The sequence below is a fragment of the Nonomuraea insulae genome (genome assembly GCF_042656245.1).
In genome coordinates this window covers 74940-100839 of record NZ_JBHSPA010000062.1, presented here as the reverse complement: position 1 = coordinate 100839, position 25900 = coordinate 74940, and the positions used below count along the sequence as shown (strand labels likewise).

General features: G+C 70.2%; 27 protein-coding genes. 13 read left to right on the top strand and 14 right to left on the bottom strand.

What is annotated here, in order from left to right; genetic code table 11:
• Window positions 1-15: 15 nt before the first annotated feature.
• Window positions 16-564: a TetR/AcrR family transcriptional regulator gene (locus tag ACFPZ3_RS45980; RefSeq protein ID WP_379520723.1), complete on the top strand. Its 549-nt coding sequence runs from the start codon at window positions 16-18 to the stop codon at window positions 562-564.
• Here ACFPZ3_RS45980 and ACFPZ3_RS45975 read toward each other — a convergent pair.
• Window positions 561-1106 carry a type 1 glutamine amidotransferase domain-containing protein gene (locus ACFPZ3_RS45975; RefSeq protein ID WP_379520722.1) on the bottom strand — a complete coding sequence of 182 codons (546 nt, stop codon included), beginning with the start codon at window positions 1104-1106 and terminating at the stop codon, window positions 561-563. The two genes, ACFPZ3_RS45980 and ACFPZ3_RS45975, sit on opposite strands and share 4 nt — an antisense overlap.
• Window positions 1107-1197: 91 nt before the next feature.
• Here ACFPZ3_RS45975 and ACFPZ3_RS45970 point away from each other — a divergent pair, with 91 nt between their 5' ends.
• The gene (locus ACFPZ3_RS45970; protein ID WP_379520721.1) at window positions 1198-1461 is read left to right on the top strand and encodes a heavy-metal-associated domain-containing protein; all 264 of its coding nucleotides are present in this window, start codon (window positions 1198-1200) and stop codon (window positions 1459-1461) included.
• 17 nt (window positions 1462-1478) lie between these two features.
• On the opposite strand, the gene ACFPZ3_RS45965 is transcribed toward ACFPZ3_RS45970, so the two are convergent.
• Window positions 1479-2186, bottom strand: coding sequence for an SDR family NAD(P)-dependent oxidoreductase (locus ACFPZ3_RS45965; protein ID WP_379520720.1), 708 nt, complete (start codon window positions 2184-2186; stop codon window positions 1479-1481).
• Between the two features lie 87 nt (window positions 2187-2273).
• On the opposite strand from ACFPZ3_RS45965, the gene ACFPZ3_RS45960 reads away from it, so the two are divergent.
• Window positions 2274-3095 (top strand): helix-turn-helix transcriptional regulator, encoded by an 822-nt coding sequence (locus tag ACFPZ3_RS45960; RefSeq protein ID WP_379520719.1) that lies wholly within the window; start codon window positions 2274-2276, stop codon window positions 3093-3095.
• Here the strand turns inward: ACFPZ3_RS45960 and ACFPZ3_RS45955 are convergent.
• Entirely contained in the window at window positions 3045-3419 is a 375-nt protein-coding gene (locus ACFPZ3_RS45955; protein ID WP_379520718.1) for a ribosomal maturation YjgA family protein, read from the bottom strand. The genes ACFPZ3_RS45960 and ACFPZ3_RS45955 overlap by 51 nt on opposite strands.
• Window positions 3420-3707: 288 nt before the next feature.
• Here ACFPZ3_RS45955 and ACFPZ3_RS45950 point away from each other — a divergent pair, with 288 nt between their 5' ends.
• The 5 genes from ACFPZ3_RS45950 to ACFPZ3_RS45930 are packed head-to-tail and all read left to right on the top strand — an operon-like array spanning window position 3708 to window position 9450.
• The gene (locus tag ACFPZ3_RS45950) at window positions 3708-5381 is read left to right on the top strand and encodes an ABC transporter substrate-binding protein (protein ID WP_379520717.1); all 1674 of its coding nucleotides are present in this window, start codon (window positions 3708-3710) and stop codon (window positions 5379-5381) included.
• Window positions 5378-6433 carry an ABC transporter permease gene (locus ACFPZ3_RS45945; RefSeq protein WP_379520716.1) on the top strand — a complete coding sequence of 352 codons (1056 nt, stop codon included), beginning with the start codon at window positions 5378-5380 and terminating at the stop codon, window positions 6431-6433. Before ACFPZ3_RS45950 ends, ACFPZ3_RS45945 begins: the two co-directional genes overlap by 4 nt.
• Window positions 6430-7311, top strand: coding sequence for an ABC transporter permease (locus ACFPZ3_RS45940; protein ID WP_379520715.1), 882 nt, complete (start codon window positions 6430-6432; stop codon window positions 7309-7311). Before ACFPZ3_RS45945 ends, ACFPZ3_RS45940 begins: the two co-directional genes overlap by 4 nt.
• Before the next feature lie 58 nt (window positions 7312-7369).
• Window positions 7370-8449: an ABC transporter ATP-binding protein gene (locus tag ACFPZ3_RS45935; protein ID WP_379520714.1), complete on the top strand. Its 1080-nt coding sequence runs from the start codon at window positions 7370-7372 to the stop codon at window positions 8447-8449.
• Window positions 8446-9450, top strand: coding sequence for an ABC transporter ATP-binding protein (locus tag ACFPZ3_RS45930; RefSeq protein ID WP_379520713.1), 1005 nt, complete (start codon window positions 8446-8448; stop codon window positions 9448-9450). The genes ACFPZ3_RS45935 and ACFPZ3_RS45930 overlap by 4 nt, the downstream gene beginning before the upstream one ends.
• 181 nt (window positions 9451-9631) lie before the next feature.
• Here ACFPZ3_RS45930 and ACFPZ3_RS45925 read toward each other — a convergent pair whose 3' ends face one another.
• Window positions 9632-10279 carry a response regulator gene (locus tag ACFPZ3_RS45925; RefSeq protein WP_379520712.1) on the bottom strand — a complete coding sequence of 216 codons (648 nt, stop codon included), beginning with the start codon at window positions 10277-10279 and terminating at the stop codon, window positions 9632-9634.
• A complete protein-coding gene (locus ACFPZ3_RS45920) occupies window positions 10276-11478 on the bottom strand; it encodes a sensor histidine kinase (RefSeq protein WP_379520711.1) in 1203 nt (400 codons plus the stop codon). Before ACFPZ3_RS45920 ends, ACFPZ3_RS45925 begins: the two co-directional genes overlap by 4 nt.
• Before the next feature lie 108 nt (window positions 11479-11586).
• On the opposite strand from ACFPZ3_RS45920, the gene ACFPZ3_RS45915 reads away from it, so the two are divergent.
• Window positions 11587-12834, top strand: a complete 1248-nt coding sequence (locus ACFPZ3_RS45915) for an alpha/beta hydrolase family protein (RefSeq protein ID WP_379520710.1) — start codon at window positions 11587-11589, stop codon at window positions 12832-12834.
• On the opposite strand, the gene ACFPZ3_RS45910 is transcribed toward ACFPZ3_RS45915, so the two are convergent.
• Together ACFPZ3_RS45910 and ACFPZ3_RS45905 are read right to left on the bottom strand one after the other, a co-directional pair.
• Window positions 12795-13619: an NAD(P)H-binding protein gene (locus ACFPZ3_RS45910; RefSeq protein ID WP_379520709.1), complete on the bottom strand. Its 825-nt coding sequence runs from the start codon at window positions 13617-13619 to the stop codon at window positions 12795-12797. The genes ACFPZ3_RS45915 and ACFPZ3_RS45910 overlap by 40 nt on opposite strands.
• Window positions 13620-13675: 56 nt before the next feature.
• Window positions 13676-14851 (bottom strand): FAD-dependent monooxygenase, encoded by a 1176-nt coding sequence (locus tag ACFPZ3_RS45905; RefSeq protein WP_379520708.1) that lies wholly within the window; start codon window positions 14849-14851, stop codon window positions 13676-13678.
• A 61-nt stretch (window positions 14852-14912) separates the two neighbouring features.
• Between ACFPZ3_RS45905 and ACFPZ3_RS45900 the strand changes: the two genes are divergently transcribed.
• Entirely contained in the window at window positions 14913-15479 is a 567-nt protein-coding gene (locus tag ACFPZ3_RS45900; protein WP_379520707.1) for a TetR/AcrR family transcriptional regulator, read from the top strand.
• 93 nt (window positions 15480-15572) lie between these two features.
• On the opposite strand, the gene ACFPZ3_RS45895 is transcribed toward ACFPZ3_RS45900, so the two are convergent.
• Window positions 15573-16211, bottom strand: a complete 639-nt coding sequence (locus tag ACFPZ3_RS45895) for a maleylpyruvate isomerase N-terminal domain-containing protein (RefSeq protein WP_379520706.1) — start codon at window positions 16209-16211, stop codon at window positions 15573-15575.
• A 100-nt stretch (window positions 16212-16311) separates the two neighbouring features.
• The gene (locus tag ACFPZ3_RS45890) at window positions 16312-17040 is read right to left on the bottom strand and encodes a nucleotidyltransferase domain-containing protein (protein WP_379520705.1); all 729 of its coding nucleotides are present in this window, start codon (window positions 17038-17040) and stop codon (window positions 16312-16314) included.
• A 10-nt stretch (window positions 17041-17050) separates the two neighbouring features.
• Here ACFPZ3_RS45890 and ACFPZ3_RS45885 point away from each other — a divergent pair, with 10 nt between their 5' ends.
• Window positions 17051-17866 carry an SDR family NAD(P)-dependent oxidoreductase gene (locus ACFPZ3_RS45885; protein ID WP_379520704.1) on the top strand — a complete coding sequence of 272 codons (816 nt, stop codon included), beginning with the start codon at window positions 17051-17053 and terminating at the stop codon, window positions 17864-17866.
• Here ACFPZ3_RS45885 and ACFPZ3_RS45880 read toward each other — a convergent pair.
• Window positions 17853-18791 carry a ribose-phosphate diphosphokinase gene (locus ACFPZ3_RS45880; protein WP_379520703.1) on the bottom strand — a complete coding sequence of 313 codons (939 nt, stop codon included), beginning with the start codon at window positions 18789-18791 and terminating at the stop codon, window positions 17853-17855. The two genes, ACFPZ3_RS45885 and ACFPZ3_RS45880, sit on opposite strands and share 14 nt — an antisense overlap.
• A 33-nt stretch (window positions 18792-18824) precedes the next feature.
• A complete protein-coding gene (locus tag ACFPZ3_RS45875) occupies window positions 18825-19451 on the bottom strand; it encodes an HAD family hydrolase (protein WP_379520702.1) in 627 nt (208 codons plus the stop codon).
• A gap of 94 nt (window positions 19452-19545) precedes the next feature.
• On the opposite strand from ACFPZ3_RS45875, the gene ACFPZ3_RS45870 reads away from it, so the two are divergent.
• A complete protein-coding gene (locus tag ACFPZ3_RS45870; protein WP_379520701.1) occupies window positions 19546-21333 on the top strand; it encodes an alkyl/aryl-sulfatase in 1788 nt (595 codons plus the stop codon).
• Between the two features lie 73 nt (window positions 21334-21406).
• Here ACFPZ3_RS45870 and ACFPZ3_RS45865 read toward each other — a convergent pair whose 3' ends face one another.
• Together ACFPZ3_RS45865 and ACFPZ3_RS45860 are read right to left on the bottom strand one after the other, a co-directional pair.
• Window positions 21407-21868: a hypothetical protein gene (locus ACFPZ3_RS45865; RefSeq protein ID WP_379520700.1), complete on the bottom strand. Its 462-nt coding sequence runs from the start codon at window positions 21866-21868 to the stop codon at window positions 21407-21409.
• 2 nt (window positions 21869-21870) lie between these two features.
• Window positions 21871-23298, bottom strand: coding sequence for a purine-cytosine permease family protein (locus tag ACFPZ3_RS45860; protein ID WP_379520699.1), 1428 nt, complete (start codon window positions 23296-23298; stop codon window positions 21871-21873).
• An 81-nt stretch (window positions 23299-23379) separates the two neighbouring features.
• Between ACFPZ3_RS45860 and ACFPZ3_RS45855 the strand changes: the two genes are divergently transcribed.
• Complete coding sequence (locus ACFPZ3_RS45855) at window positions 23380-24765, top strand: MFS transporter (RefSeq protein WP_379520698.1); 1386 nt, start codon at window positions 23380-23382, stop codon at window positions 24763-24765.
• On the opposite strand, the gene ACFPZ3_RS45850 is transcribed toward ACFPZ3_RS45855, so the two are convergent.
• Window positions 24760-25737, bottom strand: coding sequence for an NAD-dependent epimerase/dehydratase family protein (locus tag ACFPZ3_RS45850; RefSeq protein WP_379520697.1), 978 nt, complete (start codon window positions 25735-25737; stop codon window positions 24760-24762). The two genes, ACFPZ3_RS45855 and ACFPZ3_RS45850, sit on opposite strands and share 6 nt — an antisense overlap.
• Window positions 25738-25900: the final 163 nt, after the last annotated feature.

Below are 25900 nucleotides of genomic sequence, written 5' to 3'. Positions count from 1 at the left end.
GAAGGGAGGGGGCGCGTGCGGTCGGATGCGACGCGGAACCGGGAGTCGATCCTGCGGGCCACCGAGGAGTTGCTGGCCGCGCACGGCGCCGAGCACATCTCGCTCGACCGGGTGGCCGCGGCGGCCGGGGTCGGCAAGGGGACGTTGTTCCGGCGGTTCGGCAGCAGGACCGGGTTGTTCCAGGAGTTGCTGGCCGAGCGGGCGAGCGCGCTGGCGCAGGCCATCGAGACCCCGGGCACGGCGCTCGGTCCAGGCGCGCCGCCGCGGGAGCGGCTGCTGGCCTTCCTCGACGAGCTGGCGGAGCTGGCCGAGCGCAATCTGGCGTTGTTCGCGGCGCACGAACGGGCGTGCGCGGAGGACAAGTATCGCGATCCGACCTACCTCCGCTGGCACGCCCACGTGACAGCCCTGATCGCCGAGGCGGGGCCGGGGCTGGACGCGGAGTTCGCCGCCCATACCCTGCTCGGGTCGTTCGACGCCGATCTGGCCCGGCACGTCATGGCGGACGGCGGGGTGGACCGGCTCAAGTCCTCGGTGCGAGGGCTGGCCCTGGCGATCCTCTAGGAGCTGAAGGCGTCGATCGCGGCCTGGCAGAACGCCTTCAGGTCGTCCGGCTTACGGCTGCTGACCAGCATGTTCGGCCCTGCCGTGCAGACCACGACCTCCTTGTCCACCCAGTTCGCCCCGGCGTTGCGCAGGTCGGTCTGCAGGCTGGGCCAGGACGTGATCGTACGGCCGCGTACGACGTCCGCCTCGACCAGCGTCCAGGGCGCGTGGCAGATGGCGGCCACCGGTTTGCCGTCGTTGAAGAAGGCGCGGGCGAACTGCACGGCCTGCGGCACCGTACGCAGGAAGTCCGGGTTCGCGACGCCGCCCGGCAGGACGAGGCCGTCGAACGAGGATGCCTGGACGTTGTCCACCGTGTCGTCCACGGCGAAGGTGTCCGCCCTGTCCAGGTGGTGGAACCCCTGGATCTGGCCGGGGGCGGTGGAGACGAGCCGCGGCGTGCCGCCCGCCTGCTTGACCGCCTTCCATGGTTCCGTGAGCTCTACCTGCTCGACTCCTTCAGGGGCGACCAGGAAGGCGATGGTCTTGCCGTTCAGCATGTGAGCTCCCTCGTGGAGTGAGTGTTTCCATCCCCCTTACCGGTGGAGCGGGATGTATGCGTCTTTACCCCATGGGGGTATAGTGGCGGTCATGACTATTACGACGTACCAGGTTGAGGGCATGACCTGCGGTCACTGCGTCAGCGCGGTGAGCGCCGAGGTGGGCAGGGTCGCAGGGGTGAGCGGGGTCGAGGTCGATCTGGCGGCCGGGGCCGTGACCGTGACGAGCGCGGAGCCGGTCGACGCGGCGTTGATCGACGCGGCCGTGGTCGAGGCGGGTTACGAGCTGGGCGGCAAGGTCGACCTGCTCCCGCAGGCCGGCGGGTCGTGCTGCGGCTCAGGCGGTTGCCACTAGACACCAGGAAACGGCGGTCACCACGGCAGGGGGCCGGACGCGTCGACGTAGCCCCCCGTGGGGCCGTCGGGGCCCACCTGCGCCATCCTGACGATGATCTCGGCGCCCTCCTCGACGGTCTGCGTGCCGGTCCTGCCGTTCAGGTCGGTCGCCGTGAAGCCAGGTTCGACCGCGTTGATCCGCATCCCGGGGAACGCCTTCGCGAACTGCACGGTGACCATGTTGACCGCGGACTTGGAGGCCGGGTAGGCGACCCCCGGATACGCGTACGCCGGCGAGCCCTCGGTCGTGACCCCGGTCAGCGAGGCCAGGCCGCTGCTGACGTTCACCACGACCGGGGAGGGGGAGCGTCGCAGCAGCGGCAGGAACGCGTGCGTGACGCGGACGAGGCCGAAGACGTTCGTCTCGAACGTCGTGCGCATCAGGTCGGCGGTCACCTCCGCGGCCCCGAACACCCCTCCGTCGTCCTTGCGTGCCTCGATGCCGGCGTTGTTGACCAGCACATCGAGCCCGCCGCCGGCCTCGACGGCCGTCACCGCGGCGGCGACGGAGGCGTCGTCGGTGACGTCGAGGCGGACGTGGCGCGCCCCCAGCCGCTCGGCGGCCAAACGGCCGCGCTCGGCGTCCCTGCTGCCCACGTAGACGGTGTGGCCCGCGGCGATGAGCCGGCGGGCGGTCTCGAAGCCGAGACCCTTGTTCGCTCCGGTGATCAGTGTCGTTGTCATGGGTCCAGCTTGTGGCCGGGCAGGTGGAGCAGCCAGCCGTCTCCTCTTCCTGGGACTGTCAGGGCCAGGAACGGTGTTGAGCGACATATGAGGGAATTCGGGCAGGCAGTGCGGCGGTGGCGCGACCGGGTCGAGCCGCGGGCGGCCGGGTTGCCGGCGGGCGGGCACCGGCGCGCGTCCGGGTTGCGGCGCGAGGAGCTGGCCATGCTGGCGGGGATCTCCGCCGACTACCTCACCCGCCTCGAACAGGGCCGGGCAACCAACCCGTCGGCGCAGGTCGTCGAGGCTCTGGCGCGGGCGCTGCGGTTGTCGGAGGATGAGCGCGCGTACCTGTTCAGGACGGCCGGCCTGGTGCCGCCCGGCCCCGAGAGCGTGCCCGCGTACATCACCCCGAGCGTTCACCGGCTGCTGGACAGGATGAGCGGCGCAGCGGTCGGGGTCCACGACGCGGCGTGGACGTTGCTCCTGGCCAACCCGCTGTACACGGCGCTGATGGGGGATCGGCCAGGGAACGGGGTCTGGCGCGCCTTCGCCGGCTCGGGCAACCGGGTCAGGCACACGCCCGAGGAGCACCGGGCGTTCGAGGTGGCGCTGGTCGCCGACCTCCGAACGACGGCCGGACGGTATCCGGCCGACCAGCGGTTGCGGCGGCTGATCGCGGAGTTGCGGGCGGAGAGCGAGCGGTTCGCCGAGTTGTGGGACGCGGGGGTCGTCGGGCGCCATGTGGGCTCGCACAAGACCATAGAGCATCCGCAGGTGGGCGACCTGACGCTGGACTGCGACGTGCTCAGCGTGGCGGGCAGCGACCTGCGCATCATGATCTACACGGCCGAGCCGGGCACGGAGGACGCCGAGCGGCTAGAGCTGCTCGCGGTTCTCGGCGCCGAGACGCTTGTGGGACAGCCCTGATGCGTGTGCGGCCCAGCAGGCGGCGGCGCCGATGGCGTACCAGAGCAGGTCGGGCGGGTTGAACGTGCTGCCCAGCAGCGGCTGTAGCACCTGCGGGATGTCCCCGAGCTGTGCGAACTCGATCAGCCAGCTCAGCCCGGCAGACACCGCCGCCGCCACCCACGGGCGCACCTTGGGCAGGGCGAGCAGCACGACCGCGTAGATCGCCGCCGTGTAGAGGGCGTCGCCGGCGTATTTCACCACCGGGCCGTCCCAGAGTGCCCTCGAAACGAGTCCGCACGCGACAATGACGATGAGGGTCAGGGCGGTGAGCGGACGGGGCACCAGCTCACGGTAGTGCCAAGAGCGCTGAAAATTTACACCGCCGAAGGAAACGAGAATGAAACAATTTTCCGGCACTCGTTGACACGCGGTCTCCGTATGGTGTGCCTTTCTCTACACAGGATTCCCCCGCCTGAAGGTGAGGCACTTATGAGGAAATGGTTCGCGCGCCTGGCTGCGCTGGGTGTCGCGCTATTAGTGGCTGGTCAGGGCAGTACGGCTGCCCTTGCCCAGGACCCGGGGGCGGGGAAGAAGATCGTACGCGTGGGCGCGACACAGTCCATGGATTCGATGAACCCCTTCCTGGCGGTCCGGCTGGTCTCGACGTCGATCCATCGCTGGATGTACGGCTACCTCACGGTGCCCGACTCCAAGACGCTCCAGCCCAGCCCCGACCTGGCCGAGTCGTGGACCACGTCCGAGGACGGGCTCACGTGGACGTTCAAGATCCGCACGGCCAAGTGGTCCGACGGCCAGCCGATCACGGCCGACGACGCGGCCTGGACGTTCAACAAGATCATGACCGACGAGGCCGCGAAGACCGCGAACGGCCCGTCGGTGGAGAACTTCGAGACCGTCACGGCCAGCGGCCAGGACTTGACCATCAAGCTCAAGTCCCCGCAGGCCAGCATGCTGGAGAACCCGGTCCCGATCATGCCCAAGCATGCTTGGGAGTCGGTCACCGACATGACCAACTACGACGCCGAGAAGTACCCGACCGTGAGCAGCGGCCCGTACATCGCGGTCGAGCACAAGAAGGACCAGTACGTCAAGCTGCAGGCCAACCCCAACTACTGGCGGGGCAAGCCGAAGATCGACGAGCTGCAGGTCATCTTCTTCGACAACCCGCAGGCCGCGATCGCCAGCCTGAAGAAGGGTGACATCGACCTGCTCGGCCGGATGACGCCGCAGGAGTTCGAGGGCATCGAGAACGACCCGAACGTCGAGGCGTGGAACACCCAGGGCCGCCGGGCGGCGTACCTGCAGATCAACCACGGCGCCACCACCACGGACGACAAGCCCGTCGGCGACGGTCACCCCGCGCTGAAGGACGTCAAGGTGCGTCAGGCGCTGCACTACGCCATCGACAAGCAGAAGCTGGTCGACGAGGTCCAGAACGGCCTGGCCAAGCCCGCCGACGGCTCGATCGTGCCGCCGATGTACAAGGACTTCTTCTGGGAGGCCACCGGCGCCGAGAAGGTCGGCTATGACCCCGCCAAGGCCAACCAGATCCTCGACGACGCGGGTTACAAGAAGGGCTCCGACGGCATCCGTACGATGCCCGACGGCAAGCGCAAGCTGGAGTTCCGGTTCAGCATCCACACCGAGACCCCGATCGAGGACAAGCTCGCCGAATACCTGACGGGCTTCTTCAAGGAGATCGGCATCACGCTGACGACCAACAAGCTCGACTCCAGCAAGTTCACCGAGGAGACCGGCGTCACCGGCCTGTTCGACATCGCGATCAGCGGCTGGTCGGTCAACCCCGACCCCGAAGAGGTCATGGCGACGCACCTGTGCAGCCGCAGGCCGGCTCCGGGCGGCGAAGGCGGCGGCACCGAGTCGTTCTTCTGCGACGACACCTTCGAGAAGCTCTACAAGGATCAGCTGAAGGAGCTCGACCGGCCCAAGCGCGCCGACCTCCTCAAGCAGATGCAGGAGCGGCTCTACACCGAGGCCCCGGTCATCGCGATCTACTACCCCAACGACCTTGAGGGCTACCGCAAGGACAAGATCACCAGCATCACCCCCATCCCTGAGGAAAAGGGCATCCTGTACGGCGGCAGCGGCTACTGGCCGTTCTACACCGTGGACGCCAAGGCCACGGCGCCGGCCGGCACGAGCGGCGGCGGCGGGTCGAACACCGGCCTCATCATCGGCATCGTCGGCGGCGTGGTGGTCATCGGCCTGGCGGTCTTCCTCCTGACGCGGCGGCGCAAGAGCACCGCCGACGAGCGCGAATGACAACTCCGCTAGAAGCGGCAGAGCCCGCCGCCGCCCAGGCGGCGGGCCCTGGTGACGAGCGCTCCACCCACCGAGGCGCGCTGCAGTACGCGCTGTCGAAGGTCGGTGGGGCGCTGTTCAGCATCGCTATGGTGATCACGGGCACGTTCTTCGTGTTCCGGCTGCTGCCCGGCGACCCCGTGCGCAACATGGCCCAGGGCCGCAACATGACCCCGGCCCAGCTCAACCTCGAACGTCACCGCCTCGGTCTGGACAAGCCGGTGGTCGAGCAGTTCTTCGACTTCGTCGGCAAGACGCTCCGGCTGGACCTCGGCACGTCCTACGAGTACAAGCGGCCGGTGCTCGACCTGATCGGTGAGCGCATCGGGCCGACGTTGCTGCTGGCCGGCACGGGCCTGGTGATCGCGGTCAGCCTCGGCATCTGGCAGGGCACGCGGGCCGGGTGGTACCACGGCGGCAGGTTCGACCGCTTCTCCACGAGCGCGTCCCTGCTGTTGTGGTCGGTGCCGACATTCTGGCTCGGGCTGCTGCTCATGATGGTGTTCGGCGTCGGCATCGGGCCGATCCCGGGCATCTTCCCGTTCCGCGGCATCGAGAGCGTGGACGCGCCCGACGGGTTCGCGTACGTGCTGGACGTCGGCTCGCACATGGTGCTGCCGTGCCTGACGCTGGTGGCCGTGGTCTACGCCCAATATCTCCTGGTCATGCGGTCGTCGCTGGTGGAGGAGGTCAACCAGGACTACGTGACCGTGGCCCGCGCCAAGGGACTGCGCGACGACGAGGTACGCCGCCGTCACGCGGTGCCCAACGCCCTGCTGCCCACGGTGACCCTGGTGTTCATGCGCGTCGGCTTCGTGGTCGGCGGCGCGGTCACCGTCGAGACGATCTACACCTGGCCCGGCCTGGGGCAGTTGTTCTACGAGGCGATCAGTGTGCCCGACTTCACCCTCATGCAAGGGACGTTCCTGCTCATCACGGTGGCCGTGATCGTCATGAACACGCTGGCCGACGTGGTCTACCACATACTCGACCCGAGGGTGAGGTCGACGTGACGAGCGTCACCGCGGCCCGCAGGCGGCTGGCGCTGACCCGGTTCTGGGCCGAGTTCCGCCACCACCGCGCCGGCATGATCGGCACGGTCGTCCTCGTCGCCGCCGTCCTGCTCGCGCTGGTCGCGCCGCTGTTCATCAGCGAGGACGTGACCAGCGTCATCAGCGGCGTCGGGAAGAAATGGGCGCCGCCGAGCCTGGACCAGCCGTTCGGCACCGACGAGTCGGGCCGCTCGATCCTGCTGATGGTGTGGTGGGGCTCGCGCACGTCGCTGCTCATCGGGTTCCTCGCCGCGCTCCTCAGCATCGTCATCGGCCTGGTGATCGGCGTGGCCGCCGGACACTTCCGCGGCTGGCTGTCCGGCGTCCTCATGCGGGTCACCGACTGGTTCCTGGTGCTCCCGTCGCTGGTCACGGCGCTGGTGCTGGCGGCCGTCCTGGGCGGCAGCACGTTCACCATCATCATGGCGATCGGGATCACCACCTGGCCGTCGACCGCGCGGCTGATCAGGGCGCAGACGCTCTCCGTGGAGGCCAGGCCGTACATCGAGCGCTCCAAGGCCCTCGGCGCCGGCCACTGGCACATCACGACCAGGCACGTGCTGCCCAACGTGGCGCCGCTGCTGCTGGCCAGCACCACGCTGGAGGTCGCCAGCGCGATCGTGACCGAGTCCACGCTGGCCTTCCTCGGCGCCAGCTCCAACAAGACCTCCTGGGGCAGCATGTTGCGCGGCTCCTACGACTTCGGCGCCGCCAACGAGGGCGCCTGGTGGTACATCCTCATCCCCGGCCTGGCCATCCTCATCGTCGTCATGGCGTTCACCCTGGTGGGACGGGCCCTGGAGGCCGTGCTCAACCCTCGCCTCAGGAGGGCCTCGTGAGTGAGCGAACAATCAGACACAGCACGCTTGAAGTCATGCGGCCAACGGAGTTGGTCGCATGACTTTGCTCGAACTCGATGACCTGTCGGTGACGTACCGGATCGCCTCGGGCGAGGTGCCCGCCGTGCGCGGTGTGTCGCTGACGCTGGACTCCGGAGCGGCACTCGGAGTCGCCGGCGAGTCGGGATCCGGCAAATCGACGCTGGCCATGGCGCTGCTCCGGCTCCTGCCCCGGGACGCGCGCGTCGGCGGCCGGATCCTGCTCGGCGGCGAGGACGTGCTCGCCATGAGCTGGGGCCGCATGCGCGCCGTACGGTGGGCCGAGGCGTCCATCGTGTTCCAGGGCGCCCAGCACGGCCTCAACCCCGTACGCAGGATCGGCGACCAGATCGCCGAACCGCTGCTCGTCCACGGCCTGGCCAAGCCGGACGCCGCCCGCAAGCGCGTCGCCGAACTGCTCGACCAGGTCGGCCTGCCCGCCTGGCGGTCGCGCAGCTACCCGCACGAGTTGTCGGGCGGGCAGCGGCAGCGCGTGATGATCGCGATGGCGCTGGCCTGCTCGCCCCGCCTGATCATCGCCGACGAACCGACCACCGCGCTCGACGTGATGGTGCAGGCCCAGGTCCTGACACTGATCAAGGACCTGGTGGCCGAGCACGGCATCTCACTGATCATGATCTCGCATGACCTGTCGGTGCTCGCCGACGTGTGCGACCAACTCGCCGTCATGTACGCGGGCCGCGTCGTCGAACACGGCCCGTCCGGCGAGGTGTTCCACGAGGCCAGGCACCCCTACAGCCGGGCGCTGGCGGCCGCCTTCCCGACGGTGGGGGACCCGCTGTCGCGGATGGCGCCCAAGGGCTTGGGCGGCGACCCGCCCGACCCGATGCAGCTGCCCAGTGGTTGCTCGTTCCACCCGCGCTGCCCGGTGGTGCTGGACGAATGCGCGACCCTGGACGTGGACCTGTGGCCGGCCGGCCCCGGCCGTACGGCGGCCTGCGTCCACGTCAGATCGGACGCTTCGGTGCCGGACGCTTCGGTGCCGGACGCTTCGGTGAACGAGCAGGCCGGTACGACAGACGCTCCGGTGGATGCGGTGGATGCCCAGGCCGTTGAGGCGAAGGAGGAGGCGTCATGACCGAGACGCAGACCACCGCCGAGGCGGTCACGACCACCGGGCCGACCCTGCTGGAGGCCCGTGACCTGCACGTCGAGTTCTCCTCGCGGGGCCGCCGCGCCCGCGCCGTGGACGGCGTGAACCTGGCCATCGGCGAGGGCGAGATCGTGGCCCTCGTCGGGGAGTCGGGCTGCGGCAAGACGACGCTCGCCCGCACGCTGCTCGGCCTCGAACGCCCCACCTCCGGCGAGGTCCGCTACGGCGGCAACGCCCTGGACTACGGCTCGAAGGCGCTCAAGGCGTACCGCAGGCAGGTGCAGCTCGTCCTGCAGGACCCGACCGGCTCACTCAACCCCAGGCACACCGTGTACGAGGCCGTCGCGGAAGGCCCGCGCATCCACGGCTTGGCGGACGAACGCGACGTCGTGTCCACGGCCCTGTCCAGGGCGGGGCTGCGACCGCCCGACCGGTTCTTCCTGCGCTACCCGCACGAGCTGTCCGGCGGGCAGCGGCAGCGGGTGGTCATCGCGGGGGCCCTCGCCCTGAACCCGAAGGTGCTGATCGCCGACGAGCCGGTGGCCTCGCTGGACGCCTCCGTACGCGGTGAGATCCTGGCCCTGCTGCTCAAGCTGCGCGCGGACCTGGGCCTGTCGGCGCTGGTCGTCACCCATGACCTGGGCCTGGCCTGGAACATCGCCGACCGGGTGGCCGTGATGTACCTGGGCAGGATCGTCGAGTCCGGCCCGGTGGAGCAGGTGCTGACGGCGCCGCGGCACCCGTACACGCAGGCTCTGATGTCGGTGCTGCCGGAGTCGCCCGAGCGCGTGGTCCTGACCGGCGAACCCCCGGACCCGACCAGGATCCCGGGCGGCTGCCGCTTCCACGCCCGCTGCCAGGTCCTGGCCTCCGGCCAGGCCGCCACGGCCGGGGTGGACGCCCGCTGCCGCTCGGAGCTCCTCGACATCCTCCCCGCCGTCCCCACCGCCCAGGCAGCCTGCCACTACGCCGAGGCGACCTCTTGACCGAGGCGTTCTCTTGAAGATCTGAGGCGTTCTCTTGAAGATCTGAGGCGTTCTCTTGAAGATCTGAGGCGTTCTCTTGAGGGGCCGAGGTGTTCTCTTGAGGGGCCGAGGTGGTCACTTGAGGGCGGAGGCGGTCTCAAAGGAGCCGAGGCGGCATCTCAAAGGAGCCGAGGCTGGCCTCTTAGGAGAGGTTGGCGTCGTGGACCAGGATGGCGGCCTGGACGCGGTTGGCCAGGCCCAGCTTGGCCAGCACGCGGCTCACGTGCGCCTTCACCGTGGCCTCCGTCAGGCGCAGCTCGCGGCCGATCTCGGCGTTGGACAGCCCGCGGGCCAGCGCCCTGATCACGTCTCCCTCCCGCCCTGTGAGCACGGCGAGCTGCGTGCGGGCGGCCTGCGCACGGGAAGGCACGCGGTGGGTGTAGGAGGCGATCAGGCGCTTGGTGACCGACGGGGAGAGCATGGCCTGACCGCCGGCGACCGTGTGGACGGCGGCGGTCAGCTCTCTCGGCGGCGTGTCCTTGAGCAGAAAGCCGACCGCACCCAGCCGCAGTGCCTCATGGACGTATTCGTCCAGATCGAACGTGGTCAGCATGATCAGCTTGGGCGGCTGCGGCCCCGACAGGATGCGGGCGGCGGCGGTCAGGCCGTCGACGCCCGGCATCCGTACGTCCATCAACACGACCTCAGGCCGCAGCCGCCCCACCGCCGAAATCGCCTCGGCACCATCGCGCGCCTCACCGACGATCGCGATGTCCCCTGACGCCTCCAGGATCATCCGCAACCCGGACCGCACCAGCTCCTCGTCGTCCACGACGAGAACCCTGATCATGCGGGGATCCTGGCGCTCACCAGGAAACCGCCGCCGTCCTCCGCGCTCGTGCGCAGTGTGCCGCCGAGCAACTCCACCCGCTCCCGCAGCCCCACCAACCCCCACCCCGCCCCGGGCAGCTCAACCTGTTCCCGCCCCGCCAGCCCTCGGCCCGCGCCGGGCAGTCCCACCCGTTCCCGCCCTGTCAGTCCCCGGCCCGCGTCGGGCAGCTTCTCGCGCCGTGCGTGTGGCGCCTGGTTGCGCACCCGCACCTCCAGTTCTCCGGTCCCGTAGCGGATGATTACGTCGGTTACGGCGTCTCCGGCGTGTTTGTGCACGTTGGTGAGCGCTTCTTGGATCACCCGGTACGCGGTCCGCTCCACGGTCGCCTCCACCGGCCGGGGAGCGCCCTTGTCGTGCCGGGTCACCGCGATGCCCAGGGCACGGGACTGGTCGAGGAGCCGGTCGAGGTCTTCGAGCGTGGGTGGCGGACGGTAGTCGGACTCGGACTGGGGTGAGCGCAGCACGCCCAGCACGTCGCGCAGGTTGGTCAGGGCCTCTCTGCCGATCCCGCCGATCAGGGCGGCGGCCTTGGCGCTCTCCTCGTCGGACGTGCGCACCTCCAGCGCCCCGGCGTGCAGCACGATCAGCGAGACCCGGTGCGCCACCACGTCGTGCATCTCCCTGGCGATCCTGGCCCGCTCCTGCGTCCTGGCCTGCTCGGCTCGCATGACCTGCTCGCGTTCGAGCCGTTCCGCCCGCTCCCTGGCCGCCGCCAGCACCTCGCCCCTGGCCCGCGCCCAGAGCCCCACGACCAGCGGCAGCGCGATCACGGCCAGCGCCATCATCAGCGCGTTGCCGAGGGTCGCGGTCATCAGCTTCTGCAGGCCGTCGCGCCACTCGCCGACCAGCGCCGTGATCCCGCACACGGCCGCACAACCGCCGAGGTAGGCGGCGATGCCGCGGCTCCTGCTGAGCGTGCGGCCCGCGTAGTAGGAGGCGATCAGCAGCGGCGGCCACATCACCAGCCCGGCGTATGCGACGGCCCCCAGGACGGCCAGCGGCCACCAGGAGCGCCGCGCGTGCCAGGCGGCCACACCCGCGGCGGCGGCGATCGCGACCAGCACGGGGAGCGGCAGGTCCGAGGGGATCCCGACCTGGCCGTGCACCACGAGCAGCGACGCCGCGAAGACGGCCACGCCGAGCAGTACGAACCGCATGGTCACAGCGTAGGGGGCGGCCGGAGGAGGGCTTTACGACGAAAGTAGTAAGAGCCGATCGACGATCGGGGCATACGCTCGGCGGCCCTCGGCCGCGACCGTGGAGCCATGCGAAGAACACTTGCCGTCGCGGCCACCTCATCGTTGATCGTCCTGGGAACCGCCCCCCTCCAAGCACAGGCGGCCGAGCCCACCTCCGACACCGCAACCTGGGCCCAGACACCCGGCTCCGTCTTGAACGCCGCCGCTCGGGCGCGGGTGGCCGAGCCTGCCCTGAGCGTCGCCGCTCAAGCACAGGCGGCCGGGGCCGTCTTGAGCGCCGATGTTCAGGTGCAGGCGGCCGGGCCGGTCCTGCCTGCGCCGACCGGGGCCAAGCCCGTTGGCACCACCAGCCTGCATCTGGTCGACGAGAGCCGTCCGGACCTGTGGAACCCCGGGGCGGACGAGCGGGAACTCATGGTGTCGCTCTGGTATCCGGCCAGGAAGGCCACCGGCAAGCCGTCCCCGTACGTGACCGCGCAGGAGTCGGAGGCGATACTCAAGGACCTCCCCGTCGCCAGGAAGGACGTGCTCACCGAGGTCAGGACGCACGCCCGCCTCAACGCCCCCATCACGGCGGGCAGGCTGCCGCTGGTCGTCATGTCACCGGGCTTCAGCTTCCCGCGCGCCACCCTGACCTCACTGGCGGAGGACCTCGCCAGCAGGGGCTATCTGGTCGCCGCGGTGGAGCACACCTACGAGTCGGTGGCCACCACGTTCCCCGACGGCCGCACCACTTCCTGCCTGGCCTGCGTGAAGGGCCAGGACCAGGCCAAGGTGGTGGCGGGCCGGGTGAAGGACGTGGGTTTCGTGCTCGACGAACTGGCCAAGGGCCGATGGGGCAGGCTGATCGACCGGTCGCGGATCGCCATGGTCGGTCATTCGGTCGGTGGTTACACCGCCGCCGAGGCCGCGTTCGCCGACCCCCGCATCAAGGCCGGCGTCAACCTGGACGGCACCTTCGAGCTCACAAAACCGCTGAAGAAGCCGTTCCTGCTGATCGGCGCGCCCAAGTCGCACACCCCGGACGGCACCGACGACTCCTGGAAGAAGTCCTGGGCCAATCTGAAGGGCTGGAAGCGCTGGATCACGGTCGAGGGCACCGATCATTCGGCGTTCGTGGACTATGCCGTGCTCAGGAAGCAGATCGGCCTCCCCGGGCAGGAGCTCGACGGCGCGCGGGCACTGGAGATCACCCGCGCCCACCTGGCGAGCTTCCTGGACCGGCACCTGAGGGGTAAGCGGACCCCGGTCGAGGACTATCCCGAGGTCACCGATCACTCGCGGAAGGCGGCGGCGTTCTCCGAGGCCCACTGAGCGAAACCGAGCGCGTCCCGGCCGGTCACCTCGCGCACGGTCGGGAGCACGGTGTAGCCCTCCTCGGGGGTGTTGCCGAGCGCGCTGACGAGGAACTCGATGGTCTGCTCGCCCATGCCGTCGGCGGCCCACTTGGCGCGCGCCTGCTCCACCGTCAGCTCCACGAACGCAACGTCCCTGCCGATGGAGGCCCCCAGGATCGCCACCTTCTCCCTGAGCGTGATCGCCTCGGGTCCGGTCAGCGTGTACGACCTGCCGCCGTGTCCCCCCTCGACCAGCACCGTCGCGGCCACGGCGGCGATGTCGCGCTCGTGCACCAGCGCGCTGAGCCGATCGCCGAAAGGCTCCTTGATGACGCCTTCCGTCCTGACCGTGTGGGCCCACCAGCGCAGCGTGTTGGACATGAACTCGACCGGGTGGAGCAGCGTCCACTCCAGGTCGGTCGCGGCGAGGGCCTGCTCGAGCGCGCCGTCCGCACGCCCGCCGAGCACCGTGGCCCGCCGCACGCCCGCCTTGACGGCCAGCTCCACGAGCCGGGCGCCGTCGGGCAGGGGAGTGTAGTCGTCGCCCGCGAAGTTGATGAAGTGCACGCCGGTCACGCCCTCGAACGCGGCGGCCACGGAGTCGGGCCGGGCGAGGTCTCCGGCGACGACCTCGACGCCGGAGGGCAGGTCGGCCTTGGCCGGGTTCCTGGTCAGGGCGCGCACTTGCTGCCCGGCAGCGAGGAGTTCCTGGACGACGAGACGGCCGACGGTCCCGGTGGCACCGGTGACGAGGAAGGTCATGACAAGCTCCAATCGGAACGGAATGTTCTGATATCAGAATACCAGAACGGAACGCTTTATTCCACGTAGGATTTGAGCTCGATGGCGTTCGCCGCTCGGGCGATCGGGCCGGTCACCCGCTCGACCATCCGGTCCCGGCCGGGCAGCCGGGGGAGCAGCTTGATCATCTTGAGCTGGAACCACAGCGCCACCCGTGATCCGATGACCATGCCCTTGACGTTCGCGGGCCCCAGTGCCTGGTTGGCCTCGACGAACGGCCGCAGCTCCCGCTCGTACCCCTCCAGGCCGTCCCCCGCGGCCAGCTCGCCCGCCAGCACGTACGCCCCCACGAGGGCCAGGCTCGTGCCCTGCCCCGAGGCCGGCGAGGCGCAGTAACCGGCGTCGCCCACCAGCACGACGCGCCCCTTCGACCAGCGGTCCATGTGGATCTGGCTGACCGAGTCGAAGTAGAAGTCCTTGGCCTCCCGCACCGCCTCCAGCAGTTCGGGAACCCGCCACCCGACCCCGTCCATGGCCCGCGTCAGCAGCTCCTTCTGCCCGGCGACGTCCCTGTGGTCGTAGGCCAGCGGCTCCGACGACCACATGAACAGGGCCTTGGCGCCGGTGTCCTGGCGGGTGCTGTAGACGTTCGCGGTCCTGCCCACGGTGGCGTGCATGGCCTCCTCGCGGTCCAGGCGCAGCGTGTTGGGCACGGTGCAGATCGAGATGTAGTAGCCCAGGTCGCGGGCGAACTGCGACTCCTCGCCGAAGGCGATCCGCCGGGTGACGGAGTGGGCGCCGTCGGCCCCGACGGCCAGGTCGAACCCGCGCGGCTCGGAGCGCTCGAACGTCACCGTGCCGTCCTCGGCGATGCCGGTGATGGAGTCGTCGAAGAGGTATTCGACGTCGTCGCGGGTCAGGTCGTACAGGAGCTCGTTGAGGTCGCCGCGCATGATCTCGACGTCGTCGCCCGTGCGCCCGCCGAACAGGTCGGCGTCGAAGGTGGCCACCGGGCGGCCCTTGGCGTCGTAGTGGGTGGCGACGCGCATCTCCGTGCTCCTGGCGCGGACCGCGTCCAGTAAGCCCATGCGCTCGATGACCTTGAGCGCCGCCCCGCGGATGTCCACCTTGTAGCCGCCCTCGCGGATCGCGGGGGCCCGCTCGACCACGGTCACGGTGAAGCCGTGCCGCCGCAGCCAGTATGCCGTCGCCGTGCCGGCGATGCTTGCGCCTGAGATGAGAATGTTTGTCATGCCGATGACGGTACATCTGTCTAAGACGCTTGTCTAGTACGCTTGTGCTAGGCTTTTGCGCATGGGAAACAGGGAAGACCTGCTGGCCGGTGCGAAGCGGTGCTTGATCGAGAAGGGCTACTCGCGCACGACGGCGCGAGACATCGCCGGCGCTTCCGGCGTGAGCCTGGCGGGCATCGGTTACCACTTCAAGTCCAAGGAAGCGCTGATGAACGAGGCGCTGTTCGAGGCCATGCAGGAGTGGGGCGATGAGCTGGCGGCGACCCTGGCGGCCGACGTCAAGGCCGACGCGACGCCGCTGGAGCGGTTCGAGGCGGCTTGGGACCGGGTGGTGGAGTCGTTCGCGAGGTTGCGGCCGCTGTGGGTGACGCAGTTCGAGCTGCTCGGGCAGATCGACCACGTGCCGGAGGTGCGGGAGCAGCTCGTCCGCGGCATCGGGGAGGCGCGGCTGGGGCTGGCCGAGCTGTTCGAGGGGGTGGCGCAGGGCACCGATCCCGAGCGCGAGCGGCTCACCGGGACGCTCTACCAGGCCCTGCTGACGGGCTTCCTGTCGCAGTGGCTCCTCGACCCGGCCAGCGCCCTCTCGGGCCGCGAAGTGTCCGCGGCCCTACGCATGATCACCAGCTGAGCCCCACGGCGGGTCGCACTCTTCCCCTAAAGTTTGCAGCCCGGCCGACAGCCTCCAGGGGGTCCGCAGCCGGCCGTGCCCTTCCCCGAGGTGCTAGAAGGCGCTGATGGTGGCCGGTGCGCGTTCGGCGCGGCTGAGGGTGCGGATGACCGCCGTGGGCCCGTGGCGGTGCACGGCGAGCCGGGCCAGCAGCTCCACCACCGGCTCGATCACCGACGCGGGCAGCTCGGGAGTCTCCACCCCCACACTGGCCGCCAGGTCGTCGGAGTGCACGACCAGCTCCACGAGCCGGGTCAGCAGAAAGTCGTCCAGCCGCAGCGACCAGCCCGACCACGGCAGGTGCACGACCCGATCGGCGGGCTCGGCGGCCAGCGCCGCGCTCTGCATCTCCAGCAGCGCCTGAGCCCGCTCGACCAGCACCGCGGGCCCGGCGGCCGCGGCCGCCTCGCCGCCGCGCCTGACGCTCAGGTTGCTCTCGTGCTCAAGCCCCGCCTGCACCCACGGCGAGCGCGAGAAGTGCTCGATGAGCGGGATCGGCTCCTGGACCTCCCCATGCGGTACGAGCACGTCGCCGACCCTGACGAGCTGGTGAGCCACATGCCCGGCCAGCCCCGCGACGCTGAACTCCATGAGCGCGCTCGGCTTGTCCCACGATCCGGACACGGCCGGATCGCGCAGGAGCGTCACCGCCGACGCCGCTGCCACCAGATAGGACTGCCTGCTTTCCCCCATTTGCCGCCCTTTCCCGGGTTCAGGTGCTCTTTCGCGCTAACACTATGCACCTAACAAACGAGCCCCGCATTGCCATCCTTCCTGCTGAGATGGGGTGCGATCAGGCCAGGGCCCGCCTGATCGCCGTCTTGACGAACGCGCGCGCCAGCCGCGCCCGCCTGAACCGGCTCAGCACCGGCGGGGGCGAGTCGTACCGGCGGGCGCGGATGTCGGCCACCACGATCTCCGGCGCCCCCAGGTCGTTCAGTACGTCGAGCGCCTCCAGCTTGCTGATCAGCCGCCCCTCCCGCAGGGTGACCGTGGCCCTGGCGACCGTCAGCATGCCCAGGTCCACCCAGACGTCCTGCAGCCAGCGCCGCCGCGCCTGGGCCTTGACGAGCCAGTAGTCACGCAGATCGGTGCGGACGTAGTGGGTCAGCTCCTCCTCCGACACCGGCGGCAGTAACCCGTCCGGCGGCGGCCCGTGCAGGACCCTGGCCCCGTTGTGCAGCTCGCGTCGCGTCACCGCGCTGACCGGGCGGCGGAAGATCTGCCCGAACGCCCACGTGATGTGCTCGGCCGAGAGGTCCTCAAGTTCCTGCCTGGCCATGTACGAGCAGTGCAGGTGCTCGGTCAGGGGGAGCCGGAGCCGGCGATGGGCCGCCTTGATCCGGCGCCAGTGGTCCATCGTCGGAGGGCGGTCGAGCACCGCGACCAGGTCGAGGTCGCTGCGCCCAGGCTGGTAGTCGCCGGCCGCCAAGGAGCCGTGCGCCCAGACCGCGACCAGGGGAACTGCCGGTTCGACACCCTCGAGAAAATCCCTTAGCAGGCGTTCGGTCGCTGCGTGCATGATGGCAACTATGATCGATTCACGGCTGACAGGAAAGGTCGCGCTGATCACAGGCGCCAATCACGGCATCGGCGCCGCGACCGCGATCGCGCTGGCGGCCGAGGGTGTCGCGGTCTTCCTGACGTACAAGCGGCTCGAACCCCTGAACGAACCGGCCTATCCGGACGCCTACGACAAGGCGCGGGCCGGGAGCGCCGACGAGGTGGTGGCGCGCATCCGCGCGGCGGGCGGCGCGGCGGAGGCGGCCGAGGCCGACCTGGTCGACACGCGGAGCCCGGAGGCCCTGTTCGACCAGGCGGAGAAGGCGTTCGGGCCGGTGGACATCCTGGTCAACAACGCCAGCGGCTCGCTCGGCAACACCTTCACGCCCGCCGGGCGCGACAGCTTCGGCCGTCCGCTGCGCATGGTGGACGCCGAGACGCACGAGCGGCAGTTCGCGGTGGACGTGCGGGCCCCGGCGCTGCTGATCGCCGAGTTCGCGCGGCGGCACCAGGCACGCGGCGCGAGCTGGGGCCGCATCATCGGCCTGACCTCAGGCGGCCCGAACGGCTTCCCGACCGAGGTCAGCTACGGCGCGGCGAAGGCGGCCCAGGAGAACTACACCATGTCGGCCGCGCATGAGCTCGGCCAATACGGCATCACGGCCAACATGGTCTACCCGCCCGTCACCGACACCGGCTGGATCAACGAGGAGGTCGAGAAGGCGGTCGCGGCCAGCGATGTCCTGCGTGAGATCGCCCAGCCCGAGGACGTGGCCGAAGTGATCACGTTCCTGGCCTCGCATCAGGGACGGCGGGTGACGGGGCAGATCCTCAGGATGTACTGAACAGGGCGCTGACCGATTCTCCGTCGTGGATGCGGCGCATGGCCTCGGCCAGGGCGGGCGCGATGGAGAGCACGGTGAGCTTGTCGCTGGGCTTGGGCGGCGGCACCGTGTTGGTGCAGACGATCTCCTCGACCTCGGGCAGCTCGCTCAGCCGCTCGATCGCCCCGCCGGCGAACAGGCCGTGCGTGCAGGCCACCCGTACCGAACGGACCCGCTGCTCGCGCAGCCGGTCGAGCAGCTCGATGACCGTGCTGCCCTTGGCGATCTCGTCGTCCAGGATGATCACGTCCTTGCCCGTCACCTCGCCGATCACCGAGCTGATCACCACGCGGTCGTCGCTGAAGCGCTGCTTGGCGCCCATCGCGACTCCGGTGCCGAGCAGGCGGGCGAAGTGGGCGGCCTCCTTGGCGTTGCCGAGGTCGGGGGAGACGACGACCGTGTTCGACAGGTCGTACCGGCGGAAGTGCGCGGCCAGTTCGCGCAGCGCGTGCAGGTGGTCCACGGGGACGCTGAAGAAGCCGTGCACCTGCGGCGAGTGCAGCGTCATGGCCAGGAACCGGTTGGCGCCGGCGGCCACCATCAGGTCGGCCACCAGGCGCGCCCCGATCGAGATGCGCGGGGCGTCCTTCTTGTCGCTGCGCGCATAGGCGTAGTGAGGCATCACCACGGTGGTCCTGGCCGCGGAGGCGCCGCGCGCGGCGTCGAGCATGAGCAGCAACTCGACCAGGTGCTCCTGCACGGGCGGCACGAGCGGCTGGATGAGGAACACGTCACGCTCGCGGCAGTTGGCCTGGAGTTGCACTTCGAGCACGTCATTGGCGAAGCGGTTGAGTTGGACGGGATGCAGTGGGGTGCGCAGGTGGGCGCAGATCTCCTCAGCCAGTTCGGGGTGGGCGCTGCCGCTGAAAACCGTGATGTCTCGCACGATTCCGTAATCGTAGCCACCGCAGGTGACGTCTTACGAGAGCGACCCCGGTGTGAGCGCGTCGAGATCGGGCAGTACGCGCCAGGCAAGGGCCAGCGCGTCGGGCGCGGGCGGGTAGCGGGGGTGCGGCACGGCGATCACCCGCATGCCGGCCGCGTACGCCGAGCGCAGTCCGTTGCTGGAGTCCTCGACCGCCACGCAGCCGTGCGGATCGACCTCCATCCGCCGCGCCGCCTCCAGGTAGCCGTCGGGCGCCGGCTTGCCGCGCGGCACCTCCTCGGTGGACACGGTGGCCGCGAAGCACTCCTTCAGCCCGGCCGCGTCCAGCACCACGTCGATCAGCCGCCGTGGGGACGAACTGGCCAGCCCCAGCGGGAGATCCGCCGACAGACGGCGTACGGCCTCCACGGCCCCCGGCATCAGCGGCACCCCGTCCCGGTAACGGTCCGCCATCTCCGCAACCACACCGCGCGCGATGTCGTCAGGTTCCATCCGAACACCGAGTTCACGCAGGTAGGAGGCCCATTCGGCGGTGCTCATGCCCATGAGCCTCGACTGTGTGTCGGGCTGCCAGGTGCCGCCGTGGTCCGCGACGAACGCCCGGCGCACCTCCTCCCACACCGGTTCGGAGTCCACCAGCACACCGTCGAGGTCGAACACGCACGCTTCCACGCGACCAGCCAATCACATCTACTTGCCCTATTTAGAGCCTTTATTGAGCTATTTGCCCAGATTGTGGGGCATGCCGCTTGGCATGGCAGACCTTCCATTTCACGACAGGGGCGACTTCGAGGACGCGGACCGCGGCTTCATCGCCAAACTCACCCCCGCCGTGATCAAAACCATGGACGGCCGGGTCGTGTGGGACAACGACTCCTACGACTTCCTCCAGGGTGACTGCCCCGCCACGGCCCACCCCAGCCTCTGGCGGCAGGGCGCGCTCTGCGCCAGACAGGGCCTGTACGAGGTCACGGACGGCATCTACCAGGTACGCGGCCTGGACCTGTCGAACATGACGCTGGTCGAGGGCGAGCACGGCGTCGTCGTCATCGACCCGCTCATCTCCACCGAGTGCGCCGCCGCCGCCCTCAAGCTGTACCGTGCCCACCGCGGCGACCGCCCCGTCACCGGCGTGATCTACACCCACGCCCACGCCGACCACTACGGCGGCGTACGCGGCGTCACCGGCGGCGGCGTGCCGATCCTGGCCCCCGCCGGCTTCATGGAGAACGCGGTCACCGACAACGTCTACGCGGGCTTCGCCATGACCCGCCGTGCCGTCTACATGTACGCTCCCGCCCTGCCCCGCTCCCCGGAGGGTCAGATCGGCGCGGGGCCCGGCATGACCGCCTCGACGGGCACCGTGTCCCTCATCCCGCCCACGATCGAGGTCACGCGTACCGGCCAGGAGGAGACGATCGATGGGGTGCGGATGCTCTTCCAGCTCACGGCCCCCGCCGAGATGAACTTCCTGCTCCCCGACCGCCGCGCCCTCTGCCTGGCCGAGAACGCCACGCACAACCAGCACAACCTCCTGCCCCTGGGCGGCGGCGCGGTCCGCGACGTACGGGCCTGGGCGCGCCAACTGACCGAGGCCATCGCCCTGTTCGGCGGCCGGGCCGAAGTGGCCTTCGCCGCGCATCACTGGCCCACGTGGGGCCACGACCGGATAGAGCGCTTTCTCGCCCAGCAGCGCGACCTGTACGCCTACCTGCACGACCAGACCCTGCGCCTGCTCAACCAGGGCCTGACCGCCCCCGAGATCGCCGAGGCCGTCCACATGCCGCCCGAACTGGAGCAGGTCTGGCACACGCACGGCTACTACGGCTCGCTCAGCCACAACGTCAAGGCCATCTACCAGCGCTACCTGGGCTGGTTCGACGGCAACCCGGCACACCTGTGGGAGCACCCGCCGCGGGAGAGCGCGATCCGGTACGTCGAGTGCCTCGGCGGCGGCGCGGCCGTGGTCGCGTTCGCCAGGCGCTACATCGACGAGAACGACCTGCGCTTCGCCGCCCAGCTCCTCAACCACGCCGTCTTCGCGGACGAGGGCAACAAGGAGGCCCGCGACCTGCTGGCCGAGGTCTACACCCGGCTCGGCCACGGCGCCGAGAACGCCACCTGGCGCAACTTCTACCTCATGGGCGCACTGGAGCTGGCCGACGGTATCCTGCCCGCCGCCATGGCGCCCGGCTCGCCCGACGTCCTCGCCGCGCTGAGCGTGGAGCAGATCTTCGACTCGATCGCCATCCGCGTGAACGGGCCACGGGCCTGGCACGAGCGGCTGGCCATCGACTGGGACCTGACCGACCTGGGGGAGCGGCACCGTACGACGTTGTCGAACGGCGCGTTCATCCAGCAGCCCGCCCCGCCCGACGGGGGCGCCGACCTGACGTTGCGGCTGACCAAGGCTCAGCTCGTCGGGCTGCTGGCGGGCAAGGGGGTGGAGGGCGTCGAGCGCGAGGGGGACACGAGCGTGCTGCAGCGACTGGTGGCGGTGCTGGACCGGCCGGCGCCGGACTTCGCCATCGTGACGGCCTAGACCGGCCTGAAGATCCGACTCCGCACAGGCCCTGACCGCCCGTCTCGGCGCGCAGCGCTTTGCGGACGCGTGCCTAGCCGTCCGTCTCGGCGCGCAGTGCCTTGCAGGCGAGCGCGAGCAGCGTCACCACGACCGCCGCCACCCCGGGCCCGACCAGCAGCGGCAGGGTCAGCTCGCCCGCGTGCCAGGCCGCCGCCAGGATCGCCGCCGAGGTCAGCACCGCCACGCCGAACATCGCGCCCCACAGGGGCAACACGTTCAGGTAGGCGAACAGCAGCGGGAACGCCAGCCACACGAACGACGGCGCCGCCACGGCCAGCACCGCCCATCCGGCGGTCACCAGGCCCAGCCACACCCTCCTGGCGATCTCACGGCCCTGCAACGTCGGGCCACAGGAGTAGAGCAGGGCGAGCAGCGCGCCTCCGGCGGCGACGGCCACGTGGTCATCACGCAGCGCGACGACCGCGGCCATAGCCAGCAGCCCATAGGCCGTGGCGTGCACCGCCCAGCTCAACAGGCGCAACGGAACGTCCATCATTACTCACCAAGAGTAACCTCCCGCGCGGTCCTGGGCCGCACGATGGCGGTGATCGCGTAGTACAGGACTCCGGCCAGGACGAGCGCGATGGCCACGCCGATGTTCGCGAACCCGAACGTGCCGTCCTTCAGCTCATCACTCATCAGGAAGCCGACGATCCTGGCGATGTTCGCGTCCGCCGAGGTGATCAGCCCGAGCCCCACGATCGACGCCACGACCAGCGACACCAGCCCCTGCCAGTTGAACGCTGGCGCGCCGGGCCGCAGCACCCCCTCGTCGTACGCCCTGCCGCCCGCCCGCAACCGCCACATGTCCACCAGGAAGATCGCGACCCAGGCCGCCATCACCACGCCGGCGATCGCCAGGAACGCCTGGAAGGTGGCCAGGAAGCTGGTGGAGACGAACAGCAGGTAGTAGCCGCCGAGCACCATGAGCAGCCCGTCGATCAGCACCGCGTAGTGCCGCCTGACGGGCACACCCAGCGCCAGCATCGACAGCCCGGAGGAGTAGATGTCCATGATCGCCCCGGCCAGGAACCCGCCGATCGCGGTCAGCAGGTAAGGCAGCAGGAACCAGGTCGGCAGCGCCTGCGCCAGCGCCCCCACCGGATTGGCCCCCGCCGCCTCGGCCAGCTTCGGATCGCCGCCCGCCAGCAGCACGCCGAACACGAGCAGCACCATCGGCGGCAGCGCGCCCCCGAGCGTCGTCCACAGGGCCACCGAGCGGGAGGAGGAGCCCGTGGGCAGGTAGCGGGAGTAGTCGGCGCCGCAGTTGACCCAGCCCAGGCCGAGCAGGGTCATGGCGAAGATGATCCCGCCGACCCAGCCGCCGGGTCCGGCCGTGGTCTGCAGCGAGCCGCCGAGCCTCGGGACCATGAGGATCATGTAGACGACGGTCAGCACGACGAACACGTACGTCAGGTAGCGCTGGACCAGCATGATCATCGCGTGCCCGTACACGCCGACCGCGATCACCACCAGGGCCGCGACGGCGAAGCAGACGGCCGTGGTCGTCGTGACCGGGAGACCGGGCGCGAGCCGCTTGAGGATCTCCGCGCCCGCCTGCGCCGAGAGCGTGACGAGCACGATCTCCCAGCCGACGTTCGAGACGTAGGAGAAGAGAGTGGGCAGCTTGTTGCCCTGGTAGCCGAACGGCGCCCGCCCCAGCGTCATCGTCGGCACGCCTGAGCGGGAGCCCCCGATGGCGACCAGGCCGACGAGCAGGAACGACAGCGCGTACCCGACGGCGCCGGTGATGATCGCGGGCACCACGCCGAGCCCGAGCCCGACGATGTAGACGCCGAAGGCCACCCCGAACAGCGACAGGTTGGAGCCGGCCCAGGGCCAGAACAGATCGCGCGGCCGGCCGCGCCGCTCGCCCTCGGGAACCGCGTTGATGCCGTTCTGCTCGACCGCCATCGTGCCCATGATCGGACGGTACCCGGGCGGCCGCGGCAAAGAAATCATTGGTGGGCGATATTTCCCGATTTACAGGGAATCATCAGCGCGATGATGGGGGCTTCCCGGTTCGACACGCGAAAACGCGCGCTGGCCGTGTGCCTGGTGTCCGCGTTCATGACGGGGCTCGACGTGAGCATCGTCAACGTCGCGCTGCCGTCGATCCGCGAGGGCCTGCACGCGACGGAGGACGGGCTGCAGTGGACGTTGTCCGGGTACGCGCTGACCTTCGGCCTCCTCCTGGTCCCCGCGGGACGGCTGGGAGACGCCAGGAGCCGCCGGAAGATCTTCATGGTGGGCGTGGTGGGCTTCACCCTCTCCAGCGCCTTCTGCGGCCTCGCCTGGGACATGAACGTCCTCATCGTCTCCCGCCTCATCCAGGGCATGGCGGCCGGGATGCTGAACCCGCAGGTCTCGGGGCTGATCCAGCAGATGTTCCAGGGGTACGAGCGGGGCCGGGCCTTCGGCGCGCTCGGCGCCACCATCGGCGTGTCCACGGCCGCGGGGCCGCTCATCGGCGGCGCCCTGGTCACCGTGTTCGGGCCTGAGCAGGGGTGGCGGTGGGTGTTCCTGGTGAACGTGCCGATCGGGATGGTGCTGCTGCCGCTGGCCTGGAAGCTGCTGCCGCGCCCGCAACCGGTGCACCGGCGGGGGGAGAGCATGGACCCCGTGGGCGTGCTCCTGCTGGGGATCGGTGTGGCGGGGCTGCTGCTGCCGTTCATCCAGCGGCACCAGTGGGAGGGGACGGCCAAGTGGTTGCTCGTCCCCGCCGCGCTGGTGGTGCTGGGCGGGTTCGTCACCTGGGAGCGGTTCTACCGGCGCGAGCCGCTGGTGAACCTGGCGCTCTTCCGCAAACGTTCCTACAGCCTGGGCGCGGCCATCGCGCTGTTCTACTTCTCCGGCTTCACCGGCATCTTCTTCATCTTCACGCTGTACCTGCAGAACGGTCACGGCTACAGCCCCCTGCTGGCCGGGCTGTCGATCACCCCGTTCGCGGTCGGCTCGGCCTCCGCCGCCATGCTCGGCGGCCACCTCGTCACGCGGATGGGGCGGCGGCTGGTCGCCATCGGGCTGACGATGGTGATCATCGGGCTGCTCGCCACCATGGCTGCCACCCTGCTGGTGCCGGGACAGGCGGTGGGCTGGGCGACCGCGCTGCCGTTGCTGCTCGCGGGCATGGGCAGCGGCCTGGTCATCTCGCCCAACCAGGCCATCACGCTGTCGGAGGTGCCGCCCGAGGGCGGGGGGAGCGCGGCCGGGGTGTTGCAGACGGGGCAGCGGCTGGGCTCGGCCTTCGGGATCGCGGCGGCGGGCACGACGTTCTTCGGGTCACTGGGCGAAGGGTGGGCGACGGCCTTCAGGCACGGGCTCATCGTCGTGATCGTCTCGATCCTCATCGCCCTGTCGGCCGCCGTCTACGACCTCATCCGCTCATGAGAGGAGCCTGGCCTCCACCGCCGGGTCGAGCCCCTTGAGCGGGCGGTCAGGGCGCATCGGCGCCACGCCGCCGAGGCCGCTCAACCAGGCCCACGTGTCGGTCACCGTCTCCTCCATCGGCCGCAGCCGCAGCCCCTCCGCCACCGCCTTGGACACATCGCCCCCGTGCATGAAGTCGTAGTCGTCGCCCACCAGCCAGATCGGCAGCCCGATCCACGGCTCCGCCCCGGCCGCCAGCAGCCGCTCCGCCTCGATCCAGCGCAGCTCGGCATCGGACCCCGTCGCCTTCACGCACGCGTCGAGCAGCTCCCGCATGGTCGTGAACCCCGGCGGGCTCACCACGTTGAAGGCCCCGCCGACGCCGCGCGCCCCCGCCTCCAGGCACCATCGGGCCAGGTCGCGGGCATCGATGTACTGGAGCCCCGCCTCGCCGGGCGCGGGCGCGACCACAGGGCCGCCCCGGGCGATCCGGCCGAGCCACCACGGCAGCCGCCCGACGTTCTCGTAGGGCCCGAGGATCAGCCCGGCCCTGGCCAGCAGCGCCCGATCCCCGAACGCGGCCACGGCCCCCAGCTCCGCCCCCGCCTTGTTCCGCGCGTAGTCACCGTCGCCGTCGTCGGCCGAGGCGGGCACCACGGGCGCGCTCTCGGACGCCCCGAACGGCACGGGATCGGCGTAGACCGACCGGCTGGAGACGTAGACGTAGTGACCGGCCCGCCCCGCCAGCAGCGCCGCCGTGTCCCTGACCGCGGAGGGCGCCCACGACCAGGTGTCCACCACCATGTCCCACTCGTCGTGCTCCAGCGCCGCCAGCCCGCCGGGCGCGGACCGGTCGCCGCGTAGCGCCGTCACCCCCGCGGGCGGCGCGTGGCTGCCCCGGTTGAAGACCGTCACCTGCCACTCCAGCGCCAGCGCCTCATCGACGAACGCCCGCCCCACGAACTCCGTGCCACCCAGCACCAGAACCTTCATGGCATCACCCTGGCCCTCGCGACCCTCGCGCGGAAGGCGTGCACGCCGTCAGCGGAATCGCCAGGAGCGAAAGTCGCGGAGCGTATCCACGGGCGCGCGACTCTTATCTCATAAGCCCAGATCAGCGCGCATCATGTTGCGAACGCTCGCCAAGGGTAAATGT